Here is a 20,322-nt window from a genome sequence, read left to right as displayed (position 1 = left end):
TGCCTTTTTCATGAGCATGATCCTGCACCCTTTGCCGCCTGTTTCAACACCTGCTTTCGACGCGCTTTTACGCGAGTTGGGAGAGGAGAAATCTGCAAGCCTTGCTGCGACATCAGGGCTTCTCGGGCCATTACTCGAGGCTGCGCCCTATCTGCTTGAACTGACGCGGATTCATTCGGATTGGCTGGCCGATGCGCTCACGCAAGGTGCAGATGCAGCCTTTTCGGATCTGATCGGCAGCGTGCGCGTAGCCGGGCTCGGAGACGATGAAGCGACGCTTGGGCAGGCGCTGCGCATTGCCAAGGGTCGTACGGCGCTTCTCGCCGCTGTCGTGGAAACCGGCGGCGCCTGGACTACGGCGCGCGCAACAGAGGCATTGTCAGACCTCGCAGACGCCGCGTTGGAAGCCGCTCTCGACTTCCTGATGCGGCAGGCCGCGGCCAAGGGGCAGCTAACCATACCGGTGGATGAGGCGCGCGCAGCCAATTCGGGGCTGGCGCTCTTTGCCCTTGGCAAACATGGCGGACGCGAACTCAACTATTCCTCCGACATAGACATCGTCGCGTTCTTTGATCCTCAGAAGCCGGTGCTTGCCGATCCCTCTGAAGCAACCAAAGTTTACTCGCGCATGGTGCAGCGTCTGGTTGGCCTGATGGAGGACCACCAGGCTAATGGCTACGTCTTCAGGACCGATCTCCGCCTGCGGCCGGATCCCGGTTCGACACCTGTAGCGCTCTCGGTCGATGCTGCAATCGCCTATTACGAGGTGCGCGGACAGAACTGGGAACGGGCCGCCTGGATCAAGGCGCGACCTTGTGCGGGAGATAAGGCCGTAGGCGAGGCCTTCATCAAGGAGCTGGCGCCTTATGTCTGGCGCAAACATCTGGACTTCGCCACCATCGCCGACATCCAGGCGATGAAGCGCCAGATCAACGTCTCCAAAAAGGTCGGCGACATCAGGGTCGAAGGACACAATGTCAAGCTCGGCCGGGGCGGGATCCGCGAGATCGAGTTTTTTGCCCAGACCCAGCAATTGATCGCCGGCGGACGCGACAAGACCCTGCGGGTGCGCCCGACATCGGCCGCATTGGCAGCTCTGGCTGCCGCGAACTGGATCAGCGACACCACAGCGGCCGAGCTGACGGAAACCTACTGGTTCCTCCGGGCAGTGGAAAATCGCCTGCAAATGCTGCGCGACGAGCAAACCCACACCATGCCGGACACGGCTGACGCCATAGCCGTCATCGGCCGGCTGATGGGTGAGAGCGAGCGGGCAGCGTTTGAAACGCGCTATCGCAGTGCGCTCGAACTTGTGGCGAAATATTATGCCGAGCTCTTCACTGAAGGCGAGACGCTTGGAACGGTAGACGGCAATCTGGTGTTCACGGGCAGCGACGATGACCCTGATACGCTCGAGACTCTCACGGGCATGGGTTTTGCCGATGCGCACAAGGCCATCGAGACGGTGCGCAAATGGCACTATGGCAGCTACGCCGCGACCCGTACATCGGCAGCAAGGGCTCATCTGACTGAATTGCTGCCCGCGCTTCTGGCAACGCTTGCCGGCTCCGGCAATGCCGACCTCGCGCTGGCGCGAATGGATGACTTCCTCTCCCGCCTTCCGGCAGGGGTGCAGCTTTTTGCACTTCTGCGCAATCACGCCCAATTGCGCACGCTGGTGGTGCAGTTCATGGCATCGGCACCGCGGATGGCCGAAGCCGTCATCCATCGCGCCCATGTCATGGACGCTCTGATCGACCCGGCCTTTGCCAATGACGTCACGCACAAGGATGTACTCGTCGCCAAGGTGGACGCGTTTCTCGCAGAGGGCCGCACCTATGAGGAGCTGATCGATCGCGCCCGGATCATTGGGCAGGAGCAGAAGTTCTTGGTGGCTGCCGGTCTTTTATCTGGGACGGTCAGCGCCAGCGTGGCCGGCGAGCAGTTCACGGCTCTGGCTGAGACACTGCTCAACCGCCTCTTTGCCAGTGCGCAGACAGAATTTGCGCGCCGGCATGGAAACATCGAGGGGGCATCTACGGCGCTTCTTGCCTTCGGGAAAATGGCGAGCCGGGAAATGACCTACACCTCGGATCTCGATTTCATCCTGCTTTACGATGCGCCCAACACGGAGTCGGACGGCGAGCGCCCTCTTGCTACCTCCCACTATTTCGCTCGCCTCACCCAGCGGCTGGTTGCAGCCATTTCAGCGCCGACGGCAGAAGGGGTGCTCTACGAGGCCGACATGCGCCTGCGTCCCTCCGGCAATGCCGGTCCGCTCGCGACTAGCTTGAGCGGTTTCAAGGCTTACCATCGGGATAATGCCTGGACATGGGAACATCTGGCGCTGAGCCGTGCCCGCGTCGTTGCAGGGTCGGGCAGCTTGCCTGCTGCTGTCGATGAGGCTCTTTCGGAAGTAATGCAGCGCCCCCGCGATATCGCCAAGACTATCGAGGATGTCGTGTCCATGCGAGCGCTCATGGCACGGGAGCGCAAACCCCGGCACAGTTTCGACCTCAAGCTCGCCGATGGCGGACTGGTCGATCTTGAGTTCATTGCCCAATCCGCACAACTGGTCGCAGCGGACACGATAAGCCTGCCGCAGGCACCGACTGGGCTGGTTCTTCATAGGCTGGGCGAAGTCGGCCTCATGCCGCAGGGTAGGCGGCTTGCGAAGATCCACACGCTTTATTCCACGGTACTGCAGGTGATGAGTTCAGCCCTGGTCGATCCGCTCAAGAACGAAAACTGGTCCTCTGCTTTCAAGGATCTTTTGGCGCAGCTGGCGAACTATCCGGATTTCGAGCGCTTGTCGCTCGATATCGAACAGATGCGGGCGGAAGTCTCTGAAGCTGCAGCCTTATGGTATGCGAAGGCGGCGCAGATGCGCCAAGGCTAGATCATTCTGCGGCCACTATGCCACCGTGAGCGGCCTCAAGCGGAAGGGAAATGGCAACCGTGGTGCCGATCGAGGGCGTTGAGTCGATGACCAGATGCCCGCCGCTGAGTTCGGCAATGGCGCGCGAGATGGAGACGCCAAGTCCCGGGCCAATACCGTCGCGCGCAAAGCTCGCATCACCTAGGGCGAAGGGGTGGCTCAGGCTGGAAAGCCGGTCCTGATCCATCCCGACGCCGGTATCGGAGACCTCGATTACGACCCCATCTTCGGCAGCAAAGGTCGCAAGGGTCAGCGAGCCGCCGGCGGGCGTGAAGCGTATGGCGTTCTCCACGATGTTGCTGACCATGCGCACCAGCGCCAGCCGGTCACCGCGAAGCACGGCTCCGCAATCGGCGCTGACGCTGAGCTTGAGCCCGGCGCGCTTGACCTGGCCGCGGAAGCGCCGCTCCACTGAATCGATGACTTCGTCCACCGGCACAGGATCGGTGCGAAGCACTTTTTGCCCGTTTTCGAGTTCGGCGAGGTCCAGAATCGCGGCAAAGGAATTGAGCAGGTGCTCTCCGGAAATCTTGATCGACTGAACATAGTCGACATAGCGCGGATCGCCGAGCGCTCCATAGGTCTGGTGCCCCATCAATTCGGCAAAGCCGATGATGTGATTGAGCGGGGTGCGGATATCGTGGCTGAGATGAGCGAGGAAGTTGGTCTTGGCGCGATTGGCAGCCTCGGCCTTGATCTTTTCCTCGTGGTAGCGCCGGGCCAGCTGGCGCTGTTCTTCGCGGATCGTGGTCAGAAGAAGATCGGTGCGCTTGCGCTCGGTCACATCAGAAACCATGGTCATCAAGCCGCCGTCCGGCATGGGTCGTTCGTCGATCAGCAGGCACGCGCCGTCCTTCTGATGCAGTTCGATGAGGCGGGTATTCTCGTCCTCCCGCACCATCTTCATGTAGCCGCCTGCAATCAGCCGCACTAAGGCTTCCGAATAGCTTACGCGGCCGCCATCGAGGCGGAGTCTGGCCTTGTAGCTGTCGTTGCAGACGATCATCTCGCCGGCACTGGTCCAGCAGGCGACCCCCATGGGGATCGCCGAGGCCAAGGTCTGGTAGTTGTGACGCTGGATCGGGTCCGGCATGTCGGCGTCGCGACGGCGGCGCATCGTCAGCGCGGTGAAAAGGCCGGCAAGAGCAAAGGCGGCCCCTGCGCGGCCTGCGATGCCCGAGACTGCGCTGGCATGTTCGGCTTCTACGCTGAGCAGGCCATGGCTGCCGGCTGGAACTATCATGGAAAAGGGCTGGTCACCCGCCATCGGCCGTTCGGTGATGAGGCTGGCGCTAACGATGCCTGGAAACTCACCAAGAGTGGTGTCGAGCGCTGTCGTCACCTCGGCAGTGGCGACATCGGCGATGCGGGCGGAAAGAGCGGAACTGACCAGTCCCAGTTCCCGCTTGACCCCACCAAGGGTCGAGGCAGTGTCATAGACCACGAAGATGGATGCCGAGGCGAAGGCGGTCAATGCGACGGCGAGGGTCAGCGGCGACCCGAGTTGAGCACACAGCTGGCGCCACAGTGTGGAGCGAAGCTGGCGGAGGCCGCCATCTGGTTTTCCGTTGCCGGTGCCGAATCCATCGGCGCCAGCGTCGGATGCCTCCGACGTCCGCATGAAATGCTCCATCCTGCTAAGGGTTTAGTTTCGAGGCGACTTGTCCGTTAACAACTAATGAATCAGCGGCGATGCGCTGTCCATAGGGGTCCTCACGCTTCCGTGGGCTTTGCTCCAAAAACGGAGTCATTGGAGTCACTTAGCGGGAAAGAAAATTAATCCCGCCCATATGGCTTCGTGGAACACCCTGTGAACTCTGTGGATAGAGTGTGAATAAGCCAAAGGCTCCTCCAGCGCGGGACTAGGAGGAGCCTTCAACTCGTGAAGCAGGTAACGCCTTAGCCAGCAAGGATTCGGTCGACGATGTCGCCGGTGTTCCGACTCAGTTGATGCTGGCTGCGCAGTGATTCGAGCGCAGCTTGCCCGCTGGCCCGGCGCTTGGCTTCGAGAAGCGGCAAGATGCGGAAGCCGGTCAGAATGCGGGCGGCCACTTGGGGATTGACCTGGTCGATCTCCGCTGCAGCCTCGGTAACGAAGCGGAACCCCAGTCCATCCTCGCGGGCGAACTGAGCAGGATTGGCCATGACGAAGCCGCCCAGCAAAGAACGAAGCCGGTTGGGATTGGTGCGCGGGAAGTCTGGCGCCGCCAGAACAGCGCTCATGCGTTCGATCACGCCGTCGTCGGGAGCCTGCGAACTGGCCATGAGCCACTTGTCGAAAACCAGCGGATCGCCGGCAAAGCGGGTGCGGAAATCCCCCAAGAGGGCGGGAGCGGCCGCAGTCCAGTTGTGCACGGAAATGGCGAGGGCAGCATAGCGGTCCGTCATGTTGGAGGCGTCCTTATACTGCGCCTCTGCCAGTGCCGCTCCGCGGGACGAACCGGCAGTCAGCAGGGACAAGAGTCCATTGCGCAGAGACCGGCGCCCGGCTTGGCGGGCGTCGGGGCTATAGGGCGCAGTATCGGCAAGCCTGCCGTAGTAGGCTTCGAGCCGTTCTGATACGGGCTCCACAAGGGTCCGGATCAGATTGCGGCGCGCCACTGCAACAGCGCCGGGGTCCACATCCTTGCCGATCTGGCGCGCAATGACGGTTTCGTCGGGCATCGAGATGACGAGCGCCTTGAACGCGTCGTCGAGATCGGGATTGGCCAGCGTGTCCATGATCGCTTCGCGCAGGGCATCGACATCGCCAGCATCAAGGCTCACGCCAGTTGCGGATCGGGCCATCAGCCCTGTCGCGACGGTCTGGAGGGCATCCCAGCGGTTGAATGGATCGCTGTCATGGCGGGCAAGAAACAGAAGGTCTTGCTGGCTGAGCGATGTGCTGAGCTTGATGGGGGCCGAGAAGCCTCGAAAGAGGGATGGCACTGGCTTGTTGGCCACCCCTTCGAAAGTCAGCGTCACGCTCTCGCTGTCGAGGACGATCAGATCGTCCTGGACTGTTCCGCCCCGTACGGAGGCCCAGCCCATGGGGCTGCCATTGGGGCCAAGAAGGCCGAACTTTACCGGAATGACGAAAGGCGGCTTTTCCGGTTGGTTCGGGGTCGGCAGGGTGTTCTGCGCAAGAGTGAGCGTATAGGTTTGGCTTGCGGCATCGTAACTGTCGCTCGCGGTAACCTGAGGGGTGCCTGCCTGTGTGTACCACTGGCCGAATTGGCTCAGGTCAATGCCGGCAGCATCCTCGAAAACCTTGAGGAAGGCCTCGATGGTCGTTGCCTCTCCGTCATGCCGCTCGAAATAAAGGTCCATCCCTTTGCGGAAGCCCGCTTCGCCCAGAAGCGTTGCGAGCATGCGCACGACTTCCGAGCCTTTCTGGTAGACGGTCGTCGTATAAAAGTTGTTGATCTCGCGATAGTGGTCTGGACGCGGCGGATGGGCCAGCGGTCCGCCATCTTCCGGAAACTGCGTGATACGCAGATTTTCCACATCGTGGATGCGTTGCACCGGGCGGCTGCGCTCGTCGGAGGAAAATTCCTGATCGCGATAAACCGTCAGCCCTTCCTTGAGGCAAAGCTGGAACCAGTCGCGGCAGGTGATGCGATTGCCGGTCCAGTTGTGGAAATATTCGTGCGCGATGACGCGTTCGATATTGGCGTAGTTGGCGTCACTCGCCGTCTCGGGCAGGGCGAACACCAACTTGTCGTTGAAGATATTGAGCCCCTTGTTCTCCATCGCGCCGAAATTGAAGTCGGACACGGCAACGATGTTGAAGACGTCGAGATCATATTCGCGTCCGAACCGCTTTTCGTCCCAGGCCATGGAGCGCTTGAGACTATCCATGGCGTAGGCGCATTCAGCCTGCTTGCCATGGGTGCAATAAATGGCAAGGTCGACCTTGCGCCCGCCCATGGTGGTGAAACTATCGGTGATCGAGCCAAGATCGCCCGCCACCAGCGCAAAAAGATAGGCAGGCTTCGGAGACGGATCTTCCCAGAGCGCATAGTGGAGCCCGTCGCCGGCATCGCCCTTGTCGATGAGGTTGCCGTTGGAGAGCAGCACCGGCGCGACCTCGCGCGGCGCGGTGATGCGCACCTTGAACGGGGCAAGAATGTCCGGGCGGTCGAGATAATAGGTGATGCGGCGAAAGCCTTCTGGCTCGCACTGGGTGCACCAGGTGCCGCCCGAGCGATAAAGCCCCATCAGCTTCTTGTTGTCCTCAGGCTTAAGGTGAACTTCGGTTTCGAGCACGAAGCGGCGATGCGGCGGCTCGGCCAGGGTCAATCCGGTCTCATTGGCCGCATAATCGGCCAGCATCACCGGGTAGCCATCAACAGCGATCGAGCTTAGCGTCAGACCGTCTCCATCGAGCACGAGCGGGGTGCCCGGTTCCGTGGTCGGGCGCGGCTCGAATGTAATCTGCGTCCGCACCCGCGTACTGGCTTCCTCGATCTTGAAGTCCATGTCGACGCTGACAACGCTATAGGGCGTTTCGGCATAGTCCTTGAGGAAGATGGTGTGCTCGGTCTCGGTGCGCATGAACGGTCCAGTGCAACGTTGTTTTCTGAGGCTCGAATGTGGCCAAGTGGCAACAGCCGACTCCTGCCAAATGTGTATGCTACCCCGCTCTTGGCTGCATAGCCCAATTCTTCGGTGTCGAACGATGCGGCATCGGGAGGAGGCTTTGGGCTTAACGCCACGCTGCTCCTCTGCGTTTCACTCGAAGCGTATCGAGCGCGGTCTATTAGTTCTCCCTGGATGGAACGCCATCGACGCCTGCTGACGGACGCTGTCATCGTTCTCACTCAGGCTTTTGTCATGGTCACGTTCTGTCCCACGACCCGATGGTGATGATGATGTTTAGCTGGTTCGAGAAGCGGCTCAATGCCTATCCGTTGAATGAGCCGACAGAGCCGCCAAAGGGCCTGCTCGCGTTTTGCCTGCACTATAGCCACGGCGCAAAGAAGTGGCTTGCGGCCATGACGGTGCTGGGCGCAGCGATCGCTCTCCTTGAAATCTCGCTTTTCGGCTTCATGGGGTCGATTGTCGATTGGTTGAGCGCGGCGGATCGCGAAACGTTCCTTGCCACCGAAGGCTGGAAGCTTGCCGGCATGGCGGTGGTGCTGCTGCTCGTCATTCCGACACTGCAGATCGTCGACGCTCTCATCATTCACCAGACCCTGCTGGGCAATTTCCCCCAGCGCATCCGCTGGATGGCGCACCGCTATCTCATCCGCCAGTCCATGAGCTATTTCCAGGACGAATTCGCCGGACGCATCGGCGCCAAGCTCATGCAGACCTCGCTCGCCGTGCGCGAAGTGATGATGAAGGTGCTCGATGTGACGGTCTATGTGATCGTCTACTTCCTCGGCGCCGTTGTCCTTGCGGCCATGAGCGATATCTGGCTGGCCGCGCCATTCGTTGTCTGGCTCGTCGCCTATGTTGCCCTGTTGCGCTATTTCATCCCCCGGCTTGGCAAGATTTCCGAATTGCAAGCCGATGCCCGCTCGATGATGACCGGCCGGATCGTCGACAGCTATACCAATATCGCAACGGTGAAACTGTTCTCCCATTCGATGCGAGAAGAAACCTATGCCCGCGAGGCCATGGATGGGTTTCTGGGCACCGTCTACAAGCAGATGCGCCTTGTGACATGGTTGCAGGCAACGATCACGTTGATGAATTGCCTGCTGTTGTTCTCTGTCTTCGGCGTCGGGATCTGGCAGTGGCTCAACGGCAATATGATGCCCGGTGCGATCGCTGTGGCCGCCGCACTCGTCCTGCGCTTCCAAGGCATGAGCCAGTGGGTCATGTGGGAAATGTCGGCCCTGTTCGAAAATATCGGCGTCGTGCGCGATGGCATAAATTCCATCTCCCTGCCACGAGTCGTCGCTGACAAGCCCGAGGCCAAGCCTGTTGGACGGGTCGAAGGCGATATACGCTTCGAGGACGTGTCCTTCCACTATGGCAAGTCATCCGGCGTCATCGAAGGGCTCAACCTCAACATTCGTCCGGGCGAGAAGATCGGCCTTGTCGGCCGCTCGGGCGCAGGCAAGTCGACCATCGTCAATCTCCTCCTGCGTTTTTACGACCGTCAGGACGGGCGTATTCTCGTCGACGGAAACGACATCGCCCAGATCCAGCAGGATAGTCTGCGCGCCAATATCGGCGTCGTGACCCAGGACACCTCGCTCTTGCATCGGTCGGTGCGCGAAAACATCGTTTATGGCCGGCCCGATGCCACCGAAGAGGAAATGATAGAAGCGGCAAAGCTTGCCGAGGCGCATGACTTCATCCTCACCCTTTCCGATTTCAAGGGTCGCAAGGGCTATGACGCCCATGTGGGCGAGCGGGGCGTCAAGCTTTCGGGCGGCCAGCGCCAGCGCATCGCCATCGCGCGGGTGCTGCTCAAGAATGCGCCCATCCTCGTCCTCGATGAAGCAACGTCGGCGCTCGATTCCGAGGTCGAAGCGGCAATCCAGAGCCAGTTCGAGCTCTTGATGCGCGGCAAGACTGTGATCGCCATCGCCCACCGCCTCTCGACCATCGCCATGATGGATCGTCTTGTCGTGCTCGATAAGGGCGAGATCGTCGAGCAGGGCACCCATGCCGAACTTGTCGATTCGGGCGGCATCTACAGCCAGCTCTGGGCTCGGCAGTCCGGTGGGTTCCTCGAGATGGACCAGGCTGAAGACGCGGCGCAATAGGTTGTGCTATGCCCCTTCTCCCCTTATGGGAGGAGGGGCAATGTGCTTTCCGTATAAGCACATCGTCAAAAGCCCGCACCCCATTGGAACCGCAGCGTCTTCCCGTTACAACCGTTCCGAAATCGATTTCGGAGCCATCGGCTCCGGGTGCCGGTTTGGCCGGCGGGAGGAAGCCTTGACCATTGCACGCCACAATTCCGCGCTCGATCTGCGCGGCACTTTTGCCCTCAGCGCTCCGACGCGCGACATAGAGACCGAGATCGCTTTGCCCGGCGACGTCCATGGCGCTCTTCTTGCCGCACATCTCATCCCCGATCCCTATTTTGGCGAGAACGAAAAAAGCGTCCTCTGGGTCGGCGAAACGGCCTGGACCGTAGAGCGCCAATTCGAAGCCTCGGCCGCCGACATCGATGGCTACCTGACCCTGACGCTGTCGGAAGTCGATTGCATCGCCACGATCTTTCTCAATGGCGAGGAAATCGCGCGCACCGACAACAGCTTTATCCGTCACGACATCGACGTCACAGGCAAGGTGCATGCGGGCGAAAACACGCTTCGCATCGTATTTGGCATTGCGCCTGACGTGGCAAAGGCACGTTCGGACGCGCACCCGTTCCCGATCCCCTTCACCTACAATTACCAGACCAACGGGTTGAAGGGCATCCACATGAACTTCATCCGCAAGGCCGCCTGCCATGCGGGTTGGGACTGGGGGATCTGCACCATGCCCGTCGGCGTTTATGGCACGATGGCCCTTCGCAAATCGCGCCTTGCGCGCCAGGACAGCGTCGAGGTCACCCAAACTCATGGCTCCCATTCGGTCGAGCTTTCGATCAAGACCCGTCTCTTCGCCTTCGCTCATGGCGAGGTCGAGCTCGAACATGCAATCGACGGCCAAACCATTGCCGATAAGCTTTCGGTCCAAAAGGGCGAGAACGTCTTCACGCATAACGTGACGATCACGAACCCAAAAATCTGGTGGCCGGCAGGGCAGGGCGCTCAACCGCTCTATGATCTGACGACCGACCTCGAAGGCGAAGTCACCACCCGCAAGATCGGCCTGCGCAAGCTCGAATGGATCATCGAGAAGGACGAGATCGACCACTCCTTCAAGTGCCGGATCAATGGCCGCGATATCACCATGATGGGCGCCAACTGGATCCCGGCCGACGCCATCCCCTCGCGCATCACCCCTGCCGTCATCCGCGACCTCCTCGAAAGCGCGAAAGCGGCCAACATGAACATGCTCCGCATCTGGGGCGGTGGTCAGTACGAGCCGGATTATTTCTACGATCTCTGCGACGAGCTCGGGATCCTCCTCTGGCACGATTTCATGTTTTCCTGCATGAGCTATCCGTCCAATCGCGAGTTCCTCTCTTCAGTCGAAACCGAAATCACCCAGCAGGTCCGCCGGCTCAGCCACCATGCCTCGATCGCCCTCTGGTGCGGCGACAATGAAGTCATCGGTTCGCTCAACTGGTATCCGGAAACGCGCGCCGACAAAGAGCGCTACATCGCCAATTACGACCGGCTCAATTCCATGCTGCACCGGATCGTCGAGGACGAAGACCCGACCCGCCGCTTCTGGCCATCCTCGCCCTCGTTGGGCTACATGGATTTCTCCGATGGCTGGCATTCCGACACCCGCGGCGACTTACACTATTGGGACGTCTGGCACTCGGCCAAAAGCTTTGATGCCTACCGCTCGGTCAATCCGCGCTTCGCCTCCGAATTCGGCTTCCAGAGCTTCACCTCGATGAACGTCATCGAGACCTTTGCCGAGGAAAAGGACCGCAATCCCTCTTCCCCGGTCATGGAAAACCACCAGCGCAACAATGGCGGCAATGCCCGCATCCTCGAAACCATGACGCGCTATTTCCGCTTTCCGCGTGATTTCGACCAGATGGTGTTCTTGAGCCAGATCCAGCAGGGTCTCGCCATCAAGACCGCCATCGAATACTGGCGCTCCACCAAGCCGCGCTGCATGGGCACGCTCTATTGGCAGCTCAACGACATTTGGCCGGTGGCAAGCTGGTCCAGCCTTGACTATGGCGGACAGTGGAAGCTGATGCACCACATGGCCAAGCGCTTCTTTCGCCCCGTCAATGTCGTCGCCGTACCCAATGCCGACGGATCAGAAATCGCGCTGCGTGGCATCAATGACACCGGACGCGCCCTGTCGATCAGTCTTGAGATTCTCGCTGTTTCGGTCGAAGGGACGACACGGACGCTCTTTGCCGGCAATACCGCCGTTGGCGCTGACGCAGCGTTGACGATAACGACACTCGCAGGCGCCGACCTCAATGACGGTGAGTTCCTCTACTTCTCCTGGAAGGACGCGTCTGGGCAGGTCTTGGGTGAAAACGACTACTTCCCGAAGCCGTACAAAGCGTATGATCTTGCCCAGCCCACACTATCCAGCGCCTGGACCGATCGAGACGGAACGGCTGTCCTGACGATCGAGGCGGACGCACCAGCCTTTTTCGTCACGGCGACAGTCGATGCGCCCGGCTATTTTTCGGACAATGCCGTCACCCTCTTACCCGGCCGGCCATTGGAGCTGAGCTTCATCGCGAGGCACGGTGCAGAAGTTGTGTCGGACGACCTAAGAGCCAGCCTCAAGCTGCGACATCTTGCTGAGACATTCTAGTTGCTGAGCTCGTAAGCCTGGACTGGCACACGAGCTACCATACTAGATTTGGCCGATCTTTGTGTTTATGGGAGAGTGTACGTTGCTCAGGCAACGCACACTCTCTTCCCAGCCGCACCGTCGCAGGCGGCGCCACCACCGTATCTTCATGTCTGCTGCCGTTTCCCCGATCGAGAGCCGTGCCAATCTTGGCATCGCCCTGGTGCTGACGTCCCAAATTGTCCTGCTCATGCTTGATATCTCGGCCAAGTGGCTGTCCGTCGAAGGCATGCCGACTACCGAAATCGTCTTCGTGCGCTACGGGATGCATCTGGCATTGCTGCTGTTGTTGTTCCTGCCTGTGAGCGGCGCCCGGCTTTTCCAGACTGGTAACCTCAAACTCGAAATTCTTCGCGGCGCTTGCCTGCTGATCACTACGGGGCTGAACTTCCTGGCCATGAAATTCCTGCCGCTCACGGTTACAGCCGCCATTCAGTTCACCTCACCATTGATCATCTGCGCACTCTCCGGACCGCTGCTGGGCGATAAGGTGGGATGGCGCAGATGGCTTGCGATCGGTTGCGGATTTGTCGGCATACTCATCATCGTGCGTCCCGGATCCGAGGCGTTTCAGCCCGCAGCGTTTCTCAGCCTGGCCTGCGCTTTCTTTCTGGCACTGTTTTCGATCCTGACCCGAAAGCTGGCAGGGGTTGATAGTGCGCAGACCCAGCAGTTCTTTGCTGGCGCAACGCCCGTGATCCTGCTCCTGCCGGTGGCCTTCACTGACTGGGTCTGGCCAAGCCAGCCAATCTCGTGGGTGGCATTCTTTGTCATGGGCGCAGCCGGACTGGGCGGGCACTTTCTCAATTCGGTCGCCCATCGCTTCGCGACACCGGCAACTCTCGCGCCCTTCAGCTATCTCAGCCTTGTTTATCTCTCGATTGCCAGTTGGCTGATCTTCAATGAACCGCCCGATGAGTGGTTCATCCTGGGAGTCGGCATCATCATTTCCAGTGGGCTCTACATATGGTTGCGCGAGCGGCAGCTCTCCCGGCCCGTCACTGGTGAGGTGAACTTGCGCTAGGCGTATCGGCCACAGGGTCCTCGTCGACTTCGGCAAGCGGGGCTACACTATTGGCCTCGCCATGCGTAATAAGGCGGGCGCTGCGCTGTCCGGTCAGATAGATCCAAAGCCAGCTGATGGTGACCAGGATGCGCGTCTTGGTCTCGACCAGGAAGTAAATGTGCGACAGCCCCCACATCCACCAGGCGATCCAGCCCTTGAGCTTGATCCAGCCGAAATCGATCACCGCAGACTGCTTGCCAATGGTAGCGAGATCGCCGGCGTGCTCGTAATGGAACGGCAGAGGCGACGTATCGCCCGCACGCCGCCGAGCGATGACGTGAGCCACATGCTTGCCTTCCTGTTTTGCCGCCGGTGCAATACCGGGAACGGGCTTGCCATTCTCCTGCTTGAGGTTTGAAGCATCGCCGATCACATAGATATCGGCCAGACTGGGCACGGATAAATCCGGCGCCACCGCAACGCGTCCGGCCTTGTCGCCCTCGATCCCGAGCCATTCGGCAACGGGAGAGGCCGCAACACCGGCGCCCCAGATGATTGTTTTTGCCGGCAGGTGCTTGTCGCCATAGGTGATCCCTTCGGCATCGATATCGGTCACGACATCGCCAAGCTCCACCTCGACGCCCATCTTGCGCAGCGAGTGTAAAGTGTATTCCGAGAGCTCCTCGTCGAAGTTACCGAGAACTCTTTCTCCACCCTCGATGATCACGACGCGCAGTTCGGCAGGATCGATAGTCTGAAACTGACCTCTGAGGCTTGCCCGCGCCAACTCGACGATCGCACCGGCCATCTCGACCCCGGTCGGACCTGCGCCGATGATCCCGAAGGTCAGAAGGGCCCGTCGCCGTTCCGGATCGTTTTCACGCTCTGCAGCCTCGAAAGCGAGCAGGAGCTTGCGCCGGATCGCAGTTGCGTCCTCCACAGTCTTGAGTCCGGGCGCAAAGCGGGCCCACTGGTCATTGCCGAAATAGGCGTGTTGTGCCCCCGTAGCCAGCACCAGACTATCGAACGGTTCGTGCGATCCGTCCTCGAGCAACACACGGCGCTGGTCGGTATCAACGCCCACCACGGTTGCCATAAGAACGCGAACATTGCGCTGCCGGCGCAACAGATGGCGTATGGGCCAAGCAATTTCGGAAGGGTTCAGCGCTGCGGTAGCAACCTGATAAAGCAGGGGCTGGAACAGGTGGTGGTTGCGCCTGTCGATCAGCACCACCTCGACATCTTCCTTCGCGAGGGACCGTGTGGCGATCAGACCGCCAAAGCCACCGCCGACAACAACGACGCGGTGCTTGCGATCTGGCATAAAACGTCTCCTGAACTAGGACGCCACGCGCTGGCGCCATTTTGCGATATAGGCGTCGATGTGATCCGATTGCAGTGGCACAATGGCATGGCCGCTGTCGCGCTCGGGCAATGTCCTTCCGAACAACAGGCTAGCGCCGAGGCTGGTTCCGGTGCTGTCGCCCGAGGCATAGACCGGTACCTTGGTCACGTGGGCAAGAACCGAAGCAAAGAGCGCATTTCGTGAGAGTGGTCCTTCGAGCGTTACCGACCGGCCAAGCCCGCATATTTCAAAGCAGGTCACTGCCATCAGGGCCAGATAGATGGATGCAGCGGCCGTGCGTTGCCCAGGGCTCAGAGTGTCCGGATCGATCGTCCAGTGTCCCTTGCGGGCGGGGAACGGCCCCACTCCGGGCGTGAAGCTGGGAATAGCCTGCACGTCGTTTCCGAGAACGTAATCCACGTCCTCCGCGCTCGGCTCCACAAGCTCGGGTACCAAAGCATCGAACTCGCGCCCACCCATGAATCGGGCCGTGGGTACAGGGCGACCGAAAGCATCGACATTGGCAAGACTGTCTCTCGTCTGATCAAGATGGCGCGTGTCGCCGCCAACCGTCATGGCGATGGCCCAAGTGCCGGTCGACAGGATGGTGAACGGCGTTTCGTCCCGGCCGAGGTGGGGCACCAGAGAGGCGTTCGAATCGTGAATGCCGCAGGTGACGGGTGTTCCCGGGGCAAGGCCTGTCAGGTCTGCTATCCTGTTGAGGATTGGGCCGAGGACGGATGCCGCCTCATGCACCGGTGGAAAGAGTGCGCGCCAGCCCTGACCCTCGACCAAGGATGAAAAATCACCCCTCGCGGGAGCCCAAAGATCCGTATGGCACCCGAGCGAGGTCAATTCACTCGCAAGCATGCCTGTCAGCCTCCACGCCCAGTACTGGGGATAGGTCAGGATCGCGGTTACCCTCGAAAAGTCCTCAGGGAAAGCACGAGACTGCCAGTAGATCTGGGCCGCGAGATTGAGCCCATTGGGCAGGGGCGGGGATAGGGTTTCGTTGAAAGGCGGACGAACCCGGGCATAGGCCTCTTCTGAAGTCTCGGGGCCATCATGCTCGTAATCAAGCACAGGCAAAGCCAGTTGCTCGCCTGCCATCAAGGCAGCGGTAGCGCCATGGGTGGTGATGGAGATGCCGTCGACACGGTGCTCGAGATGGATCGTTCGCAGCGCTTCGAGAATGAAGTCCCAGAGGCCGTCGACATCAGCATGCGGATAGGGCGCTTCCCGCAGCACTGTGTTGGGACGGCTCCGCGCCGCCAGTTGCGCCTCCGTCTCGGTATCGATCAGGACCACTTTTGCATTGGTCTTGCCGATATCGATGACGGCGACGTGGCGGGGCGGGATCTGTGTCATGGCGCGGCACTCTTTATGGGCTCACCGCCTCTTAGCGGGAAACGGTCAGCCACGCCAGAGCTGACATGTTAGTGCTACTTGATGATCAGCACCGGTACCTCCGCATGCGCCAGAACTTCCGCCGCCTGGCTGCCGAGCAGAAGCCGTCCGAGCCCTCGACGGCCATGAGATCCCATGACGATCAGATCCGCGCCCGTGTCCCGAGCACCTTTAAGAATGCCTTCAGCTGCAGGCAGATCGGGGACATGGAGTGTTTCAAGGTTGATGCCGGCTGCGCTGGCCTTGGCCGAGGCGTCAGCCAGCACACTCCTTGCGCCTTCACGCTTGGCCTTGTCGAGTTCAGCGATGACGTTGGAGGTGTCGACCATCATCATTTCTGCGCCTGGCGACATGACGACAGAGGGGTCGGTGACGTTCACGGCAATAAGCGTGGCGCCCAGGCGGCTCGCTAGGACGAAAGCGTGATTGAGGGCCTTGGTGCTCAGTTCGGATCCGTCTATGGCGCAGACGATGCGTGAATACATGGTTTTCTCCCCGGGTGAGTAGCTGTTCTGATGCTAGGCCAACGCGCCTTGGCCGGCTTTGATCCAGATCAGGGCCTCGTTGCACAGGGGCGGCAAAAGCGATATGGGGAGCCCTCTTAGACCATACGGACCCTGCGCCCATGACCGAGGCACCGCGCGGCACGGCCGTTCCGCTCCAAGCCGCCCGCCGCTTTTCCGTGGCACCGATGATTGACTGGACCGATCGGCATTGCCGTTATCTGCATCGCCTGCTGACCAGGCACGGGCTGCTGTTCACCGAGATGATCACGACCGGCGCGGTGTTGCATGGCGACGCGGCGCGGCACCTGCGCTTCGACCCGGTGGAGCAGCCGGTAGCGCTGCAGTTGGGGGGCTCCGACCCCGCCGATCTGGCTGCAGCGACGCGGCTGGGCGAAGCCTATGGCTATGACGAGATCAACCTCAATGTCGGTTGCCCTTCGGACAGGGTGCAGTCGGGCCGGTTCGGCGCCTGTCTGATGGCCGAGCCGGATCTCGTGGCCGATTGCGTCCGCGCCATGCGCGCGGCAACTGACAAGCCGGTAACGGTCAAGTGCCGCATCGGCATCGATGACCAGGATATCGAGGAGAGCCTCGATCGGTTCGCCGATACAGTGGTCGAGGCGGGTATCGCTGCGCTTTATGTCCATGCGCGGAAGGCCTGGCTACAGGGCCTCAGCCCCAAGGAAAACCGCACCATTCCGCCGCTCAACTACGAGCGCGTCTACCGCCTCAAGCGGCGCCTCTCGCACTTGCCCATGATGATCAATGGCGGGATCGAGACTTTTCACGAGATCGGCAATCACCTCGAGCATATGGATGGCGTGATGCTCGGCCGGGCTGTCTATCATAATCCCATGATGCTGGCTGAAGTGGACGAGCGTCTCTTCGGGCAAGCGCCCTCGGGCCTGACACTCGCAGAGGTCATGCGCGCCATGGCCGACTATGCCGAGACCCAGCTCAGTGAGGGAACGCGGCTCAACAACATCGCACGGCACATGCTGGGCCTTGCCAATGGTCGACCCGGAGCCCGCCAGTTCCGCCAGATCCTGAGCGTCGATGCCTGCAAGCCCAAGGCGGGTCCAGAAGTCTTCATCCATGCTCTCGCGGTCGTAGAAGATCGCGCCGAGGCCGCCGCGAGCTGAGGAACGTCTCTCGTTAGTCCTGCAGTTCCAGCGAGTTCTGGGTGACGCTGTAGCGGGAGAGGGTTTCGAGGAAGGTCATGCCAAGGAGGCTAGTTTCCAACGCACCCTGTTCTGTGACAAAGGCCGTGACGTTGCGGCGCGCGATACCGCCGACCTCGATGGACTGAAGGCGGGTGCGTGCAGCCATGCCTGTGCCATTCGCGGTGGAAACCGGGATGACGTAGCGCAGGCCATCCAGATCTATGCCGGCAGCGGCTGCATCTTGGCGCGTGAGGACGACGGCGCTGGCGCCGGTATCGAAGATCATCGGGGTCGTATGGCCGTTGATAGTGGCGGCGATCTCGAAATGGCCGCCTAGCCCACGACGGAAAACCGCGGTGCCACGGCTGCTGTCGACGACCGCTACGCCGGGCTGCAATTCGCCGGTGACGCGATCGAGAACGCTGGTGAGTTCGTCGCGATATGCATAGCCGACCCCGACCAGCGCAAAAATGCCGACCCATAGGGCAAGGCTGGTCAAAAGTTCGGAGGCTTTCCGCGGTCGGGCAAATGCACCGCCAGCAAAAACGATGAGGATTACGAGAAGCGGCACGAGCTGCGCTGTCTGAGCCTGGGTGAGCCCGACCAAACTGCCGGCATCAGCGCTGATCATGAACGCGATGCCGATAGCAACGAGCAGCGCAAGGCCGATGAAAATCATGCTGTTGGGTTCGCCTCTCACTGTCGTCTAAAAGATTAAGGGGCCCAAGGCGGCAATTTCAAGTCCTGCCGCGCCCTTGGTGGAGCATAACGCCGATGCAGCGGTGCGGCTCCAGCTCTTGTTTGCAATTGCTGCCATTCTGGGCAACAAGTCCGCAGCTCAAATCGTGCCGGACCTGCCATGACCGCCCTCAATCCCGCCTTCGCCGATATCGTGGAATTGCTCACTGCCGTTCCCGACGGAGACGAAGCAGCCGTTGCGGCCGTGCGCCAACGCAATGCTGCCCTTGCAAAGCCGGTCGGCTCCCTTGGTAAACTCGAGCAACTCGTCGAGTTCCTAGCCCGTTGGCAGCACCGGAGTGCGCCGCGTCTGGACAATCCAATGGTGACGATCTTTGCCGGTAATCACGGCCTCGCCGCCCACGCAGTTTCGGCCTACGCTCCCGAGGCGACAGCGCAGATGGTCGCCAATATGACCAATGGTGGTTCCGCGGTTTCTCAGATCTGCGGGCTGCACGAGATCAATCTTCGGGTCTTTGAGCTTGCCCTCGAAATGCCCACGGGTGATATCGCAACGGAAGCGGCATTCGAAGACAAGATGGCCGCCGCAACGATCGCCTATGGCATGGAAGCGGTGGCCGGCAAGCCCGACGTGATCGGCCTCGGAGATGTCGGTGTTGGCAGCACGACGTCGGCGGCCGCAGTCTTTGCGGCGCTTTATGGTGGCACCGGTGCCGACTGGGCGGCGCGCGGCTCCGGTCTGGACGATGCGGGCTTGGTACGCAAGGCTGGGGTAATCGACCAGGCGCTTTCTGTCCATGCCGGTGCGCTGAACCATCCACTCGAAGTGCTGGCGCGGCTTGGTGGGCGGGAAGTGGCGGCCATGCTCGGCGCCCTTATTGCGGCACGACACCAGAAAGTGCCGGTCGTCATTGATGGCTATGTCGCAACCGCCGCTGCGGCGATCGCCCATGCGGTTAATCCACAAGCTATAGAACACTGCCTCTTCGCCCATGTGTCGGATGCAGGCCCGCATGGCCGCGTGATAGCCCATCTGGGTCAACGGCCACTGCTTGATCTTGGCCTCCATCTGGGGGAGGGCGCAGGAGCTGCGCTCGGCATCGTCATGATCAAGACAGCTCTGCATCTTCACGCCAATATGGCGACGGCGTAAACCACTGCTACTGTCCACCAGCCGCCTTGGGAACCAGCCCCTCGGGGCCGGGCTCGAGTGCAAGGAGGTTGACGCCCATTTGCTGACGAAAGCGGGTCGCAGATGCTAGTGCCAGCCGGCTCAGCGCCCTGATATCGTTCTTGGCAAGTGCATCTTGGAGTGCTGTGTGCTCGACAAGGAATTTGAGGATATAGCCCTCCGCCATATCCTGCTTTTGCAGGTCATCGAAGCGCCGAAAGTTGGTGTCAGCCTCCATTGCTGCGGCGAGCTGGCGGCGGATAGGTTCGTTATCGATCTCGATCGTGTAGCGCGCATTGGCGGTGATCCAGTTGAGCACCCAATAGGCGGTCAAGGCATCGGCAACATTGCCCAACGCAAGTCCATCCGCGGCGACGAGTTCCTGCCAGGTTTCGAGTGGAGGTTTTTCGCCGAAAACGGTGCGGATATTGTCGCGTACTTCAGCACCGATGCTCCACCGTATGGAATCGAGAAAGCTGCGCTGGATACGGGCGCTCGCCATGGCGGAAGCGCGATAGCTGGTGTCGAAGGTTTCTCTCCCAGCAGCGGCGTGCTCAGGTATTGGCATCAGCTGCGCGAACGTGGCTGCAGGTAAGGTGGCCAACAGCATCCCGGCCAGCAGAATCGATCTCATGGATAACTCCCCGGTCTTTTTTATCGAGGAAAAGGATCTCGACGATTTCGCGGCATGGGG

13 protein-coding genes are annotated in these 20,322 nt (G+C 60.6%); 6 read left to right on the top strand and 7 right to left on the bottom strand.

Annotated features, from left to right (window positions below):
- Positions 1-10 precede the first annotated feature (10 nt).
- On the top strand, positions 11-2,899 hold the full coding sequence (locus BM364_RS11085; RefSeq protein ID WP_092424545.1) for a bifunctional [glutamine synthetase] adenylyltransferase/[glutamine synthetase]-adenylyl-L-tyrosine phosphorylase: 2,889 nt from the start codon (positions 11-13) through the stop codon (positions 2,897-2,899).
- A gap of 1 nt (position 2,900) precedes the next feature.
- Here the strand turns inward: BM364_RS11085 and BM364_RS11080 are convergent, their stop codons facing one another.
- Both BM364_RS11080 and pepN read right to left on the bottom strand, forming a co-directional pair.
- Entirely contained in the window at positions 2,901-4,559 is a 1,659-nt protein-coding gene (locus BM364_RS11080) for a sensor histidine kinase (RefSeq protein ID WP_175528569.1), read from the bottom strand.
- A gap of 278 nt (positions 4,560-4,837) precedes the next feature.
- Positions 4,838-7,474, bottom strand: coding sequence for an aminopeptidase N (gene pepN / locus BM364_RS11075; RefSeq protein ID WP_092424541.1), 2,637 nt, complete (start codon positions 7,472-7,474; stop codon positions 4,838-4,840).
- A gap of 311 nt (positions 7,475-7,785) precedes the next feature.
- Here pepN and BM364_RS11070 point away from each other — a divergent pair, with 311 nt between their 5' ends.
- The 3 genes from BM364_RS11070 (at position 7,786) to BM364_RS11060 (ending at position 13,355) form a co-directional block, all read left to right on the top strand.
- Entirely contained in the window at positions 7,786-9,642 is a 1,857-nt protein-coding gene (locus tag BM364_RS11070) for an ABC transporter ATP-binding protein (protein WP_280140645.1), read from the top strand.
- A 175-nt stretch (positions 9,643-9,817) separates the two neighbouring features.
- Positions 9,818-12,292 carry a beta-mannosidase gene (locus BM364_RS11065; protein ID WP_175528568.1) on the top strand — a complete coding sequence of 825 codons (2,475 nt, stop codon included), beginning with the start codon at positions 9,818-9,820 and terminating at the stop codon, positions 12,290-12,292.
- A gap of 148 nt (positions 12,293-12,440) precedes the next feature.
- Positions 12,441-13,355: a DMT family transporter gene (locus BM364_RS11060; RefSeq protein ID WP_175528567.1), complete on the top strand. Its 915-nt coding sequence runs from the start codon at positions 12,441-12,443 to the stop codon at positions 13,353-13,355.
- Here BM364_RS11060 and BM364_RS11055 read toward each other — a convergent pair.
- The 3 genes from BM364_RS11055 to BM364_RS11045 form a co-directional block, all read right to left on the bottom strand.
- Positions 13,330-14,661 carry an NAD(P)/FAD-dependent oxidoreductase gene (locus tag BM364_RS11055; RefSeq protein WP_092424535.1) on the bottom strand — a complete coding sequence of 444 codons (1,332 nt, stop codon included), beginning with the start codon at positions 14,659-14,661 and terminating at the stop codon, positions 13,330-13,332. The genes BM364_RS11060 and BM364_RS11055 overlap by 26 nt on opposite strands.
- A gap of 15 nt (positions 14,662-14,676) precedes the next feature.
- Positions 14,677-16,041 (bottom strand): FGGY-family carbohydrate kinase, encoded by a 1,365-nt coding sequence (locus tag BM364_RS11050; RefSeq protein WP_425284890.1) that lies wholly within the window; start codon positions 16,039-16,041, stop codon positions 14,677-14,679.
- An 83-nt stretch (positions 16,042-16,124) separates the two neighbouring features.
- Positions 16,125-16,574, bottom strand: a complete 450-nt coding sequence (locus BM364_RS11045) for a universal stress protein (RefSeq protein ID WP_092424531.1) — start codon at positions 16,572-16,574, stop codon at positions 16,125-16,127.
- 140 nt (positions 16,575-16,714) lie between these two features.
- On the opposite strand from BM364_RS11045, the gene dusA reads away from it, so the two are divergent.
- Positions 16,715-17,737, top strand: coding sequence for a tRNA dihydrouridine(20/20a) synthase DusA (gene dusA, locus BM364_RS11040; protein ID WP_092424529.1), 1,023 nt, complete (start codon positions 16,715-16,717; stop codon positions 17,735-17,737).
- A gap of 13 nt (positions 17,738-17,750) precedes the next feature.
- On the opposite strand, the gene BM364_RS11035 is transcribed toward dusA, so the two are convergent.
- Complete coding sequence (locus tag BM364_RS11035) at positions 17,751-18,437, bottom strand: retropepsin-like aspartic protease family protein (RefSeq protein ID WP_092424527.1); 687 nt, start codon at positions 18,435-18,437, stop codon at positions 17,751-17,753.
- A gap of 180 nt (positions 18,438-18,617) precedes the next feature.
- On the opposite strand from BM364_RS11035, the gene BM364_RS11030 reads away from it, so the two are divergent.
- Complete coding sequence (locus BM364_RS11030) at positions 18,618-19,610, top strand: nicotinate-nucleotide--dimethylbenzimidazole phosphoribosyltransferase (RefSeq protein WP_092424525.1); 993 nt, start codon at positions 18,618-18,620, stop codon at positions 19,608-19,610.
- A 7-nt stretch (positions 19,611-19,617) separates the two neighbouring features.
- Here BM364_RS11030 and BM364_RS11025 read toward each other — a convergent pair whose 3' ends face one another.
- Positions 19,618-20,262: a DUF6683 family protein gene (locus tag BM364_RS11025; RefSeq protein WP_092424523.1), complete on the bottom strand. Its 645-nt coding sequence runs from the start codon at positions 20,260-20,262 to the stop codon at positions 19,618-19,620.
- Positions 20,263-20,322: the final 60 nt, after the last annotated feature.

It is taken from the genome of Devosia crocina (assembly GCF_900116545.1).
GTDB classification, from domain to species: Bacteria; Pseudomonadota; Alphaproteobacteria; order Rhizobiales; family Devosiaceae; genus Devosia; species Devosia crocina.
This window is presented reverse-complemented; position numbering and strand designations above follow the sequence as displayed.

Bases quoted from the DNA above. Each gene is read 5' to 3' on its own strand.
- BM364_RS11085 (WP_092424545.1), top strand. From the start codon at position 11: ATGAGCATGATCCTGCACCCTTTGCCGCCTGTTTCAACACCTGCTTTC.
- BM364_RS11080 (WP_175528569.1), bottom strand. From the start codon at position 4,559: ATGCGGACGTCGGAGGCATCCGACGCTGGCGCCGATGGATTCGGCACC.
- pepN (WP_092424541.1), bottom strand. From the start codon at position 7,474: ATGCGCACCGAGACCGAGCACACCATCTTCCTCAAGGACTATGCCGAA.
- BM364_RS11070 (WP_280140645.1), top strand. From the start codon at position 7,786: ATGATGATGTTTAGCTGGTTCGAGAAGCGGCTCAATGCCTATCCGTTG.
- BM364_RS11060 (WP_175528567.1), top strand. From the start codon at position 12,441: ATGTCTGCTGCCGTTTCCCCGATCGAGAGCCGTGCCAATCTTGGCATC.
- BM364_RS11055 (WP_092424535.1), bottom strand. From the start codon at position 14,661: ATGCCAGATCGCAAGCACCGCGTCGTTGTTGTCGGCGGTGGCTTTGGC.
- BM364_RS11045 (WP_092424531.1), bottom strand. From the start codon at position 16,574: ATGTATTCACGCATCGTCTGCGCCATAGACGGATCCGAACTGAGCACC.
- dusA (WP_092424529.1), top strand. From the start codon at position 16,715: ATGACCGAGGCACCGCGCGGCACGGCCGTTCCGCTCCAAGCCGCCCGC.
- BM364_RS11035 (WP_092424527.1), bottom strand. From the start codon at position 18,437: ATGATTTTCATCGGCCTTGCGCTGCTCGTTGCTATCGGCATCGCGTTC.
- BM364_RS11030 (WP_092424525.1), top strand. From the start codon at position 18,618: ATGACCGCCCTCAATCCCGCCTTCGCCGATATCGTGGAATTGCTCACT.
- BM364_RS11025 (WP_092424523.1), bottom strand. From the start codon at position 20,262: ATGAGATCGATTCTGCTGGCCGGGATGCTGTTGGCCACCTTACCTGCA.